Origin of the sequence: Panacibacter microcysteis (assembly GCF_015831355.1) — a bacterium.
Lineage (GTDB): Bacteria > Bacteroidota > Bacteroidia > Chitinophagales > Chitinophagaceae > Panacibacter > Panacibacter microcysteis.
This window is the reverse complement of record NZ_JADWYR010000002.1, coordinates 904,901-918,286: the sequence shown is the minus strand read 5'-3', so window position 1 is coordinate 918,286 and position 13,386 is coordinate 904,901. Positions and strand designations below refer to the sequence as shown.

General features: G+C 44.1%; 13 protein-coding genes. 6 read left to right on the top strand and 7 right to left on the bottom strand.

The window, feature by feature from the left end; all coding sequences use genetic code 11:
- The first annotated feature begins 296 nt into the window (after window positions 1-296).
- The 3 genes from I5907_RS15700 (at window position 297) to I5907_RS15690 (ending at window position 3,021) form a co-directional block, all read left to right on the top strand.
- Complete coding sequence (locus tag I5907_RS15700) at window positions 297-959, top strand: DUF4304 domain-containing protein (protein WP_196991753.1); 663 nt, start codon at window positions 297-299, stop codon at window positions 957-959.
- A gap of 410 nt (window positions 960-1,369) precedes the next feature.
- Window positions 1,370-1,810 carry a DUF4291 family protein gene (locus I5907_RS15695; protein WP_196992466.1) on the top strand — a complete coding sequence of 147 codons (441 nt, stop codon included), beginning with the start codon at window positions 1,370-1,372 and terminating at the stop codon, window positions 1,808-1,810.
- Window positions 1,811-2,277: 467 nt separating this feature from the next.
- Window positions 2,278-3,021 (top strand): ankyrin repeat domain-containing protein, encoded by a 744-nt coding sequence (locus tag I5907_RS15690; RefSeq protein WP_196991752.1) that lies wholly within the window; start codon window positions 2,278-2,280, stop codon window positions 3,019-3,021.
- Window positions 3,022-3,170: 149 nt separating this feature from the next.
- On the opposite strand, the gene I5907_RS15685 is transcribed toward I5907_RS15690, so the two are convergent.
- A complete protein-coding gene (locus I5907_RS15685) occupies window positions 3,171-4,154 on the bottom strand; it encodes an aldo/keto reductase (RefSeq protein ID WP_196991751.1) in 984 nt (327 codons plus the stop codon).
- A 153-nt stretch (window positions 4,155-4,307) separates the two neighbouring features.
- Here I5907_RS15685 and I5907_RS15680 point away from each other — a divergent pair, with 153 nt between their 5' ends.
- The 3 genes from I5907_RS15680 (at window position 4,308) to I5907_RS15670 (ending at window position 6,911) form a co-directional block, all read left to right on the top strand.
- Window positions 4,308-5,204 (top strand): helix-turn-helix domain-containing protein, encoded by an 897-nt coding sequence (locus I5907_RS15680; protein WP_196991750.1) that lies wholly within the window; start codon window positions 4,308-4,310, stop codon window positions 5,202-5,204.
- A 13-nt stretch (window positions 5,205-5,217) separates the two neighbouring features.
- Window positions 5,218-5,520 (top strand): DUF1330 domain-containing protein, encoded by a 303-nt coding sequence (locus I5907_RS15675; RefSeq protein WP_196991749.1) that lies wholly within the window; start codon window positions 5,218-5,220, stop codon window positions 5,518-5,520.
- Between the two features lie 104 nt (window positions 5,521-5,624).
- Window positions 5,625-6,911 carry a TCR/Tet family MFS transporter gene (locus I5907_RS15670; protein ID WP_196991748.1) on the top strand — a complete coding sequence of 429 codons (1,287 nt, stop codon included), beginning with the start codon at window positions 5,625-5,627 and terminating at the stop codon, window positions 6,909-6,911.
- A 190-nt stretch (window positions 6,912-7,101) separates the two neighbouring features.
- Here I5907_RS15670 and I5907_RS15665 read toward each other — a convergent pair whose 3' ends face one another.
- The 6 genes from I5907_RS15665 to I5907_RS15640 form a co-directional block, all read right to left on the bottom strand.
- Complete coding sequence (locus I5907_RS15665) at window positions 7,102-8,682, bottom strand: amidohydrolase (RefSeq protein ID WP_196991747.1); 1,581 nt, start codon at window positions 8,680-8,682, stop codon at window positions 7,102-7,104.
- Entirely contained in the window at window positions 8,682-9,101 is a 420-nt protein-coding gene (locus tag I5907_RS15660) for a GNAT family N-acetyltransferase (protein ID WP_196991746.1), read from the bottom strand. Before I5907_RS15660 ends, I5907_RS15665 begins: the two co-directional genes overlap by 1 nt.
- A 166-nt stretch (window positions 9,102-9,267) precedes the next feature.
- Window positions 9,268-10,689, bottom strand: coding sequence for an aminotransferase class III-fold pyridoxal phosphate-dependent enzyme (locus I5907_RS15655; RefSeq protein WP_196991745.1), 1,422 nt, complete (start codon window positions 10,687-10,689; stop codon window positions 9,268-9,270).
- 83 nt (window positions 10,690-10,772) lie between these two features.
- A complete protein-coding gene (locus I5907_RS15650; RefSeq protein WP_196991744.1) occupies window positions 10,773-11,420 on the bottom strand; it encodes a GNAT family N-acetyltransferase in 648 nt (215 codons plus the stop codon).
- 118 nt (window positions 11,421-11,538) lie between these two features.
- On the bottom strand, window positions 11,539-11,862 hold the full coding sequence (locus I5907_RS22010) for a GxxExxY protein (protein WP_196992465.1): 324 nt from the start codon (window positions 11,860-11,862) through the stop codon (window positions 11,539-11,541).
- Between the two features lie 160 nt (window positions 11,863-12,022).
- The gene (locus tag I5907_RS15640) at window positions 12,023-13,381 is read right to left on the bottom strand and encodes a Na+/H+ antiporter NhaC family protein (RefSeq protein ID WP_196991743.1); all 1,359 of its coding nucleotides are present in this window, start codon (window positions 13,379-13,381) and stop codon (window positions 12,023-12,025) included.
- Window positions 13,382-13,386: the final 5 nt, after the last annotated feature.

The window sequence follows — 13,386 nt, the reverse complement described above, 5'->3', positions numbered from 1 at the left end:
ATGTGTACCGGCAGCAGAACGTTGTGGCATCGCCTGTTGTGTCACTCACTTGTGCGTTCCGTTCTTATGGCGACTGTAGCGATGTGCTTTATCCGGCCTCCCGGCGCATCAGTTGGTATTACCATTTATCGGTACTTGTTTAATAATGAAGAGAAAAAAATAAACAGTGGATTATAGTAACACTATAATATCAAAACGGCGGATCAACAGTGATGAAATTCAATGATATATGATTTTTTAAAATGTTGCAGTATTACTTTTATATTTGTGTTGTAAGCCATTTTATTTGACACTTCATGATAACTACAGCCAACTTTAAAAAACAAATAGCAAAACCTTTTGGACACGAAATGCGGCGTTACAATTTTAAAGGGACAGGTTTTGAATATTTTCAAGAAACAGAAGATTATTTAATTGCAGTTACAATTGACCCAAGTAGATGGGGTGGCAGTTGTTCAGCAGGCTTTGCTATACATCCAAAACAAATTGACAAAGATTATGACGGTAAACGAGATCTCTCTAAACTGAAAGTTTATCAATATGAATTTAAAATGGGCTTGACAGATTATGCAAGAGGTGAATGGTGGGACTATGCCGATGAAGAAAGCGCAAATTTGGAAACACTAACTAAAATCATAACGTCAATAAAAGAAAAAGCATTTCCAGTGATAGACTTGTTTAAGCAGAAGCCAAATATCCTTGACGAATTTGACGTAAGCGAAATGGAAAACTTTCATAAAAACTGGACAAAAAGAACTGGTGTTACTATTGCAACAACAGGTATGAGATTTGCGTGGGCTATGACAATAATTTTTGAAATCAAAAATCTTTATAAAGCCAAACAGTTTGCTAGCTGGGGACTTTCAAATCTTGAAGAAGGAATTGAAAACTGGTTTGGTAAAGAAGATTTTGACCGTGTACTTGCGACAAAAAACGGCTTACAACAAATGCATTTGTAAAAGCATGGCTTGACCAGCAAACTTGTCCAGCAGTAATTCTTATCATCTTTTGTTCACGCCGACATTCCACTATTAAACATTTGTAATTATCTTCAACACCAGTTTTTAAATTAAGCATTTGTACCGGCTGACCAAACGCTATTGCCATGCCTTCACAAATGCTTCAACGTAAGCTGTTATATTCACCACCATTTAGCAACACAAGAAACAATGAGCTTTTGTACCTTTAATCAGCAGCGGCACTTGGCAGACGGAAAACTGAATACCGCCACATCGCCAACACTTTTCCGTTATGGGCAATTTTAAACGTACTCTAACTTTCAAATGAAAATAGAAACAGGCTAATACCACACTCTTGAAAATGAACTTCCTAAAAATGGTCAGCATATTTTAGCTTATCAAGCTGAGGAATCAATTGTAGTGTATCAACGTATAATAATCAAATAGCGGATTTTGCTGTAGAAAATCAATATTTCGGACGAGCTCATTTTAGTTATAGTCGAATGTCTTGGATAAAACCCAATTTTTTATGGATGATGTTTCGCTGCGGCTGGGCATCAAAAGAAAACCAGGAAAGAGTCCTTGCCCTTTGGCTGAAAAAAGCAGATTTTGAAGCGATATTATCACAAGCAGTTTTTTCGTCTTATCAAGAAGGGAAATATGCGAGTTTTCAAACTTGGCGAAATGAATTAGATTCCAAAGAGGTTAGACTACAATGGGATCCAGATCACAATCCTTACGGAGAAAAGCTTGCCAGGAGAGCCATTCAACTAGGATTAAAGGGAAAGACTTGGAAATCTTCGGAAAAGGTTCCATTCAACAAATTGAAGACATTACTGAATTTGTGGTAGACCAAAGAAGTAATATTAGTACGAATCAACTGGATAATCTTTTGGTTCCCTTTGAGAAGGTTTACAATCCAAACGATAAAACACTTTATTCTGCAATCGACATCGACGAGCAAAACTGAACATAACATTGGCATTACCAAAAGTTTGGCAGACAGAATAAGTACGGGCAGTTATGTGTCTCATCCTGAACCAGGCAAACTAAAAGTCAACCAGATCATGGATTTAAACCGTATAAAACCGTAGCTGAATAAAGGTGAAAAAAAATGCCTGCAACTTCGCACCTGCTGAATATTGTTGCTGCCGTACAAGTGTGCGACGCAACAGGAGCCTTATGCTTTTACTGCAGCCTGGTTCATAATAATTGATTTTGCATTCGGCGGGTATGCATACAAAGCATTGAAACCATGAAATATTTGGCTATATTTAATCAGCATCCTTTTCGCTGCACATGCTAACTACCTTACCTGATGGATTACCTGCAAAAAATATTTACAGACTTTGAACTGCATGCCGCCGACGGCATCAGGGAATGTTTCAAAAATGGTGTAGATCCGGATACAGTGGTAAATGGTAAACCGCTGATCTATGGCCTGGTCAATATGTACAGCCGCGGGCCACTGTTTAAAAGATGTATACAGGTTTTTATTGACTTTGATGTGCAGGTAGAAGACAAGGTTTTACTGGCTGTATTGTCTGATAATGCTGACCTGCTGGACACTCTTTTAACAGCGGATAAACGGGCACTTACAAAAAGATATTCTTTCGACTGCGTTTTTACGCCGCTATATGAAGTATCACTGTTACACATTTGTGCAGAATACAACCACCTGGCATGCGCCAATGTATTGTTGCGGCACGGCGCAGACATCAATGAGAAAGCCGGGTTAGATGAACATGGTTTTGGCGGGCAAACACCTGTTTTCCACACCGTAAACCAGGATGCGAACAAAAGTATAGATATGCTGAAGTGGCTGCTGGCACTGAATGCAGACCTTTCTGTAGAAGTAAAAGGTCTTACCTGGGGTAAAGGCTACGACTGGGAAACTTTTATTCCCGGTGTAAACCCACTGAGCTATGCGATGATGGGTTTGCTGCGGCAGTTTCAGCGAACGGAGAAACAGATCTATGAAATTGTGTCGCTGTTATTAATAGCCAGGTATGGAATTGATTATTCTCCTGCTAACGTTCCCAACAGGTACCTGCACAGTTAGGCTATAACGCGGCCAGGTTTTACAAAATCACATTAATCTGAATGTGCTGCTTTGCGGATTTTGACAACAAACCGGTTTACCAAACGCTGCAATAAAAACAGCCTGCAACACACGCTTACGTGTTGTTGCAGGCTGTGTAGTTTTATATGTTACTTACCGGTAATGGCTGCAAGATGTGCGGGGTATCTTTCGCCCACAATCTTTATTTCTTCGAGCGCACTGTTGATGTTGGCAAGATCACTGCTGCCAGGCTGCAGGCTGGCCGCACCAATGTTTTCTTCGAGCCTGTGCATTTTGGTTGTGCCTGGTATAGGAACGATCCATGGCTTTTGCGCCAGCAGCCATGCCAGCGCTATTTGTGCAGGTGTGGCTTGTAGTGCTGCGGCAATCTGTTTTAGGAGATTTACCAGAGACTGGTTTGCTTTGCGGTTCTCTTCTGTAAATCTTGGTACAATGTTCCTGAAATCGTTCTTGTCGAATTGTGTATTGGCATCGATGGCTCCTGTAAGAAAACCCTTACCGAGCGGGCTGAATGGCACAAAACCAATACCGAGTTCTTCGAGCAGGGGAATGATCTCTTTTTCCGGCTCGCGGTAAAACATAGAGTATTCACTCTGCAAAGCGGCAACCGGCTGCACCGCATGTGCTTTGCGAATGGTTGCAGCACCCGCCTCACTCATGCCGAAATGTTTTACTTTACCTTCTTTGATAAGATCCTGTACGGTGCCCGCCACATCTTCTATAGGTACGTTGGGGTCTGTGCGGTGCTGGTAAAACAAGTCGATGTAATCTGTCTGCAGCCTTTTAAGTGAAGCTTCTGCCACGGCCCTGATGTTTTCCGGGCGGCTATCCAGGCCCTCTGTGGTTTTACCATTTTTAAAACCAAATTTTGTTGCAATCACTACCTTATCCCGGTTACCTGCAAAGGCTTCGCCGAGTAGCATCTCATTGTCATAAGGGCCATAAGCTTCTGCGGTATCAAAAAAGGTAATACCCTTATCATAAGCGGCCCGTAACAATTTTATCGCTTCCTTTTTCTCTGTTGCCGGCCCATAGCCAAAACTTAAACCCATACAACCAAGCCCAAGAGCCGATACTTCCAATCCACCAGCGCCCAATATTCTTTTTTCCATAATGCATCATTTTATCAGCGCAAAGTTGTGACAACGTATGCACAATGCAGGTATACAGATTACTGATTATTGTACCATTATTACTGTTTTTATTTAAACCAGTTTGTGCGCCCTATAGTAATATTTACCTTTAGTACATAAACAATAATATCAATGGCGGCAGTAGTAAAAATTGATACAGTTACAAAATACAATGAGATGCGCGGCGTACCAACCTTACACCCGCTCGTTTCTGTAATTGACCTGTCTGCGGCAAAACCAATGCCGGTAGCCACCTTCAACTTTGGGGTATATGCGGTATACCTGAAAGAATTTAAATGTGGATTGTTACGTTATGGCCGCGGCCATTATGATTACCAGCAGGGCACGCTGGTGTTTGTGGCACCCGGGCAGATTTTGGGTGTAGAACCAAAAGCAACACCGTACGAAACCAAAGGCTGGGCCCTTATATTTCATCCTGACCTGCTGGTAAATACTCCGCTGGGCAAACACATACACGCCTACAGCTTTTTCTCCTACCATGTGAATGAGGCCTTGCATTTGTCAGACAAAGAGGCGGTCATTATAGTGGATTGTCTAAAAAAGATCGCCTACGAGCTGGAGCAGGCCATCGACAAACACAGCAGGGCGCTCATAACTGCCAATATTGAATTACTGCTGCAGTACTGTGTGCGTTTTTACGACCGGCAGTTCATTACCCGCGACAACGTGAACAAAGGTGTGCTGGAAAGTTTTGAGCAGTTACTGCGCGATTATTATGCATCCAACAAGCCGCAGCAACTGGGTCTGCCGTCTGTGGCATACTGCGCCGGCGAATTGCATCTGTCGCCCAATTATTTTGGCGACCTTGTAAAAAAGGAAACGGGTAAAACCGCGCAGGAATATATACAGCATACCATCATTGATCTTGCAAAAGAAAGGGTGTTCGATGCAGGCAAGTCTGTAAGCCAGGTGGCTTATGAGCTTGGTTTTAAATACCCGCAGCATTTTACAAGGCTGTTCAGGCAAAAGGTAGGCGTTACACCCAATGAATACAGGAACATGAATTGATCAATACACCCACATGATCTACATAACACAGTTAATTTATATTCACCCCGGGCAACAAGAGGTCTTCGACCGTTTTGAAGCGGTTGCCATACCATTGATTGCCACCTACAATGGCAGGCTCCTGTTTCGTGTAAGGCCGGGTGCGGAAGACTATATTGAAAACAGCATGGAGCAACCATACGAAATACACCTGGTATCTTTTGAAAGTGAACAGGACTTTACCCGTTTCATGCACGATGAAACCCGCAAAAACTTCCTGCACCTGAAAGAGCAGTCCATTAAGGCTGCCATACTCATTAAAGGCACAACCCTTTAGCAGCCAGGCCAGGCTATACCACCGGACTGATATTATTTTTTTCCCGCAACATTTTTGTAACGGGAATAAACAGCATTTTTGCTGCTTCAATTTATACGAGCCGTATGCAAACAACGAATAAGAAAGCAGCCATTGGTTTCATTTTTATCACGTTACTGATCGATGTAATGGGGTGGGGGCTTATCATCCCCGTAATGGCAGACCTGGTGGCACAGCTTAAAAATATTCCTGTCAATATTGCCAGCAACTACGGTGCTGCATTGTTGTCAGCGTTTGCAGTTACACAGTTCCTTTTCTCACCTGTAATTGGCAACCTGAGCGACAGGTTTGGCAGGCGGCCGGTTTTACTCATTTCATTACTGGGTTTTGGTATAGACTACATTATACTGGCCATAGCACCAGCATATGAATGGCTTTTCATTGGGCGTATTATCGCTGGTATCACCGGCGCCAGTTTTACTACTGCAACAGCGTATATAGCAGATGTAAGCACCAACGAAACAGAACGCGCCAAAAACTTTGGTTTAATTGGTGCAGCTTTTGGGCTTGGTTTTGTGCTGGGGCCTGCGCTTGGCGGGCTGCTTGCAAACTGGGGCATACGTGCACCGTTTTATGCAGCAGCCACATTGTGTTTACTCAACTGTATTTACGGCTATTTCTTTTTACCCGAATCACTGAGCCCGGAGAACCGCAGATCATTCGACTGGAAGCGTGCCAACCCCTTTGGTTCGCTCAAATTTCTCACACGCCACCCGGAGATCGGCGGCCTTGCCATCGGCTTCTTCCTGATATATCTTGGCGCTCAGTCTATACAGGCCAACTGGAACTTTTTTACCATCTATCGTTTTGGTTGGAGCGAAAAAATGGTTGGTATATCACTGGCCGTTGTGGGTGTATTGGTAGGCGGTGTGCAGGCTGGTCTTACACGCGTGGTAAACCCGAAGATTGGCAACGAAAAAAGCATTTACCTGGGTCTTACACTATATACCATCGGGCTGGTATTGTTTGCATTCGCATCGCAATCGTGGATGATGTTTGTATTTCTCATTCCCTATTGCCTCGGTGGTATTTGCGGCCCGTCCTTGCAATCTGTTATCGCAGGCCATGTATCACCTAACCAGCAGGGCGAACTACAGGGAGCACTTACCAGTTTAATGAGTTTAACAACGATCATCGGCCCTCCGCTGATGACGATGACCTTCAGTTATTTCACCACCAAAGAAGCCCCTTTTTATTTCCCGGGCATGCACTTTCTCATCGGTGCGTCTTGTATGTTGCTGAGTATTGTAATCATCTACAAGGTGCTTACAAAAGAAAAGAAAGCACATCCTGAGCTGAGGAACGTGATAGCCGGTTCAGGCAGCGAAGCACAGGGTTTCCAGGGGCATTGATTTATTTGCAAAAGAAACGGTTTTACGATCCGTCGGCTGACCGGCAGAAATCATTAAGCCGCACAATAATATCATGATACCGGCAGTAGTTTTTTATGGCATCGTCCCTTGCGTCGCAATCCGTTCAGCTGTAACTTTTCATGGCGGCTGCGGTCTGCGGTGCCGTCTTCACAATGCTACAACGACCAGCTTACCTGGAAAAAACTTCAACGCCATTGATAAAAGTGGCGCTTACATGAAGATCATTTTCCGTTGCAAAGTCTTCGTCACTCCTGATTAATCTGTTCAAAACAATAAAATCAGCAACTTTTCCAACGCTGATACTGCCATTGAAATCCGAAGTACCGTTGGCAATGGCGCCACCCATGGTATATGCATACAGTGCTTCATTTTGCGTAATGGCTTCCCGGGGGCCAATGGTGTTTCCCTCCGCATCTTTTCTACATAATGCTGCGCGTATGCCGGTAACGGGATTGAAATCTTTCACTACCGGCGCATCGCTGGAAAGCGCAAGCGTAATGCCTGCATCCAAAACACGCCTGTAAGGGTATATCCTGTTCAGCCTTTCCGCTTCGAGATATAAAGCAAAGTTTTTACCCAGTTCTTTTAAGAAAATACTTTGGGAAACACAGTGAACATTAAGCTTCTTCATAAGAGCTAGCTGTGCACCAGATGGCAGGCCCAGGTGCTCTATGCGCAACAGTATTTCCGGGTATGCGGTTCTGATCTGTGCATACACCTCCAGCACCACATCAATTGCTTTGTCGCCAATGGCATGTGTTGCAATACCAAAACCCTTTCCTGCCGCTTCTTTGGCAAGCGGGTAAAAGAAGTCAGGCGTTAAGCGAAGCACCCCGTAAGACGTGCTGTTTTGGTATGGTTGTGTCATTGCGGCGGTCATACCGCTTAGGCCGCCGTCTGCAAAAAATTTTACGGTATGCACCTGCAGTTGGTCAGAAAGAAAACGGGCGGGTATTGGCAGGCTGGTTTCACTGCCATCAGGTACACGAACCGGCAACGCATTGATGCGTATTTTCAGTTGACCATGGTTGTGCATGGTGTGGTAACATTCCAGCAGATCGGACATTACAGCCGGGTCTGTTGCGGCGGTAATACCATATTGCAGCATTTCTTTTTCCGCTGCTCTTATCATGACGGCATAATCATCTGCTGTATAAGGTGGAATCTTATTGGCTATTAAACCGAGTGCCGTTTCGGTAAATATACCGTTTGGCTTTCCATCATTGCCGGTGCGCATTTCACCACCGGCTGGTATGTGTGTTGTTGCATCTATACCGCTTAGTGCAATTGCTTTACTATTGGCAATGCCAATGTGTGCGCAGGTGCGTATCAGCCATACAGGCCTGTCTTCACTTACAGCATCCAGGTCTTCTTTTACAGGCAAACGTTTTTCCTGCATGTTCGCTTCATTGAATCCCCTGGCCTGTATCCAGCCGTTGCCGGGATTATTTTTTATAAAGTCCGAAAGCTTGTCCTGTAATGCTGCAATGCTTGTTACGCCTCTTACATCCAGCAAAAATGTTTTCAGGTTGCCGACTTTCCAGATGTGGATATGCGCATCTGTAAAACCGGGCAACACGGTTCTGTTTGCTGCATCCACCAGCTTTGTATGCGGTTGTTGCAAAGCAAGCACCGGTTCATTATTGCCTACGGCAATAAACTTTCCGCCGGCTACAGCAAAAGCCTGTGCCAGCGGCAATAACTTATCCTGCGTAAGTATGTTTGAATTATAAACAATAATGTCTGCCATTATAACTGCTTGACAAAATGGTGTGCCGTAATGTTGTAACCCTTGTTAAGATATAAACGATGCGCATTAAAGCGGTGATGACCTGAGTCCAGCGCCACATACCGATAACCTTTTTCCCTTGCAAGATCATGCACATAATCGAGCAGTCTGCCCGCATATCCCTTGCCTCTTGTTTCAGGCAAAGAGACGAGGTCGTCTATATAAAAATGCTTTCCAATGTACAGGAATTGCTGGTAACGAAAACCGATAGCAGATGCGGCTTTTCCATCTTCTTCAATATAGGCAAGCTGGTAACCTTCTGACATCATTTCGAGAACAGTATCTACAAACTTTTCTTTTTCCAGGTGTGGTCTTAGCACCAGCAAAACATCCCAACACTTGCTGATGTCTGCTGCTGTTCCGGCTATTTTTACTTCCATGAAAGATCGGGTATTTGGTATTTGATATTTTAATTCGTGCTGGCATTGCTGGTTGGTCTGTTAACCACTCCAGGTAAAAAAGATCGCCACAGTTGCCATAAAAACGGAACGCACAAGTGAGTGACACAACAGGCGATGCCATGAAAAACCTCTGCTGACCAACTGCTTATTTTCCTCTTTTTTCATGAGCCCTTTGTATGGCATCTTCCAATACCTGTAAACCTTCGAGCAATTGATCGTCTGTCATTGCAATGGGTGGCAACAGGCGAATACAATTGCTGTACAGGCCGGCGCGTATTAAGATGATACCGTGTGCCACAGCGTCTTTCAACACTTCGAGCGGCAACTCCATATCCGGCTCTTTTGTGTTTTTATCTTTTGCAAATTCCACAATACTCATAGCACCGGTAGAACGTGTGGTACCAACGTATGCGTATTTGCTTACCCAGCTATCTATAACATTTTGTATAAGATGGCCGACATGTGTGGCACGATCGAGAAACTCCTGCGAACTTAATATTTTCAACGCTTCGATGGCTGCCGCTGCTGCTACCGGGCTACCGCCATACGTACCACCTACACCACCCAGGTGTGTGCAGTCCATAATGGCTGCCTTACCTACAACGGCGCTTATGGGCATGCCTGCACCAAGCGATTTTGCCACTGTTATTACATCGGGCACCACGCCGGTATGTTCTATGGCAAACAACTGGCCGGTGCGGCCGCTGCCACTTTGTATTTCATCGGCAATCATTACTATGCCATACTTATCGCACAACTCACGGATCTTACGCATAAACGGCGCAGGCATTTGTATAAAGCCGCCTTCGCCGAGCACCGGCTCTATAATAATTGCGGCTACTGATTCCGGCTCTACCTGTGCAATGAAAGCATGCTCGAGGTTGTTGATGCACCAGGAAAGGTATTCCTGCTCCGACATACCGGCGGGTGTGCGGTAAAGATTGGGCACAGGAAGACGGTAAACATCACTGGCGAAAGAACCAAAGCCTTTCTTGAATAAACTGTATTTACTCGTTAATGATAAGGTAAGCATGCTCCTGCCATGGTAAGCACCTTCGAAGCAGATAACAGCAGGCCTTTTGGTATAATATTTTGCCAGCATTACTGCATTCTCCACTGCTTCGGTACCGGTATTGCACAACAATGTTTTTTTAGGAAAATCACCGGGTGTAAGCCTGTTAAGCATTTCAGCCAGTTCTATGTAAGGCTCGAAAGTTGTAACCAGCGAACAGGTATGAATGTACTTATCTACCTGCGCTTTTATGGCATTGGTAATTTGCTCGGGCCTGTGGCCAACATTGATCATACCGATGCCGCCTGCAAAATCGAGGAGGGTATTGCCGTCAACATCCCACACAATGCCGCCTTCTGCTTTATCTACTACTACTTCGGTAGATTTGGCAAGACCTGCCGGCAGTGCGTTTTTTCTGCGTTCCAGCATAGCAAGGCTTTTGGGGCCGGGAACAGGCGTAACAAGATTGATCGTAGACATATCGAATGGTTTATCGTTTTTTATTTTTTTGTAACCAGCTTTTGAAAAAATGGCATCGCCTGTTGTGTCACTCACTTGTGCGTTCTGTTTTTATGGCGACTGTAGCGTTCCTGTTTATGCTTACTGCAATACACCTGTTTCTTCATCAATGCAAATCACTACACTTCTTTTGCGGCATCCAGCACAATTACAGCCCCTGCATTGCCACAGGTAGGATCATTCAGGTAATCTTTCATCAGCCCGGTTATTTCAAAGCCGATCTTTTCCTGTACAGATACTGTGGGGTCAAACAACTGCTTTGCTTTTACCTTCTCATAATAAGTTTCAATGGTCATTTCGTGTTGCACTTTTGCATACCCATTAAGCATGCCAACTGTCATTTGCCCTTTCAGCCCGAGTGCTCTACAGGTATGTTGCCGGGCACGGTACAATGCTCTTGCTATGCCTTTGTTGCGATAAGCAGGATCTACACTAACATCTATGCCGTAAAGCCAATCGCCTTGCGGATCGTGCGTGGTAAGCCACCCGCCACCCATTACTTCGAAGAAGGTATGTTGTTCGGGATGTTGTATATCGAAATGGTAACGCATGGAAGTAGTAGCACCGATCACTTTATCATTGTCTAACGCTACAAACTGGCCTTCCGGGAAAAGCTTTACGTGGTGCCGGTATTGATCGGCATGTAACAGCTCTTCTTCAGACAATGCCGGAAATACCAGCCGTTGTAATGCTTCGAGTTGTGTGGCATGAGTCTCCTGCATGCGCGTTATAATAATGCCACCAGGTAAGGTTTCCTTGTATTCCATTTTTTTGGTTTATAAATTAACCAGTTTAACCACAGAGTTGCATGAGTTGATTGCACAGAGGAAAGGAGTTAAAGCATTACTCTTTTTATACCGTTTTTCAGAGATGCCACTTTAAAATTTAACAACAATCCAATTCTGCATTTGCTAGCCTTAGGTACGTTAATACCCGGGCCAGGTATACATCTGTAAAACTGTCTGCAACTTTTATCACAACCACGATTCTTTTTTTAACCAACAGATCAATCCGATAACCAACTTCGGGTTTTACTTCTTTATAAATAAGCGGCATCGGTTTTTCTTTCTCAACATACATTCCAGTGCTCACCAGTTCGTAATACAAACATTCTTTATAAGAAGATTCAAGTAAGCCGGGCCCCGGCGTACTATGAACGGTGAATGCTGTTTTTAATATTCGCTCGGTAAGCTCATTACCTTGCGTGATATAATTTTTTAATTATTCACTTAGCGGGTAATGGAGACCTGTCGATTCTCAATTTTCCATCAGCAAAAAATTAAACTCCAAACACTCTGTACCTAAACTCTCTTAACTCTGTGGTTAATATTCACTCAATAATTTCTAAGATGAAATAAGTTGGTACCGTTTAAACCACATAACCCAACACAACATACACTACGCAACTGACCGAAAAAGAAATCAATGCAAAGGGCAATTGTGTAATGGCATGTTCATAGTTATTGCATTCTGTACCCTGTGCTGCAAGTATCGTTGCATCAGAATAAAAACAGGCATGCGCACCAAAAGCACCAGCACTTACCACTGCGCCTATACACAGCCATACATTGGCACCCATTTGTTGCGCAAGTGACACGACCAGTGGTATAGCAATAGCATACAACCCCCATGAATTGCCGGTGGTAAAGGCAATAAAACCCAGCGACAAAAACACACACAGCGGCAACATCGCTTTGCTTACAACCGGCGATACGATCCTGATCACATACTGTGTAAGCCCCATCTGATCGCCGAGGTCTTTCAGGATATAACTCATTACCAGCAGCACTAGCGCAAACAACATACTTTTCAAACCCTCAATAACAGCTTCTGATAATTCTTTGAACGTAGCTACTTTTCTAAGCGCATAATATATCACGGTAAAAACGAGTGTTACCACCACGCCTTTCAGTGCATCCTTATCCAGCAGGATCGTTGATGTAACCAATACCACCAATGGTAAAACAAGATTGAGTATATGCGGGTGCTGAATGCTTTTAAACAACGTGGTTTCCGTTTTAAACTCTTCTGAATTATCCGGAATAACCTGGCCCGTTTCCAGCGCACGTTTATTGGCTTTGCGCATTTTACCAATAACAGGTATAACACCAAATATTACGAGCCCCACCACAACGTATTGTACCCAGCCATAGGCAATAAACGGTATAATATTAAGGTAAGCAGTAATACCTTCCCCCGCCGGAATGATCTGCGTTCCTTCTACAAGCTTGCCAATAAAAATGACCCAGGTAGAGATAGGAACAATAAGGCAGGTGGTAACAGCAGTTGAACTTACAAGGAACGCCAGCATTTCACGGCTGATGCGAAAATGATCGGTGATCTTCTTCATGGTTGTGCCTGATGTAAGTGCATTCATGTAATCATCCACAAACAGGAAAGTGCCAAACATCCAGGTAATAAACATCGACCTTTTAGGTGTATTGGCATAGCGCAGCATATAGTTACCAAAACCCAGCGTACCTCCTGAGCGTATCATCAGGTTAATAAGGCTGCCGTACATACTGCATACCAGTATCACCCACACCATCTGGTCATCCTGCATTACATGTTGAAGGCTGGTTAGAAACGCATCAAAAAATCCCCACCCGGCTATTATAGCAAAACCGGCAAGACAGCCGATGATCAACGGCTCCAGCGACAGTCTTGTTATCAGCGCTATGATGATTACGATAAGCGGTGGCACGAGTGAAAGAAAGCCATAGTCCATGAATG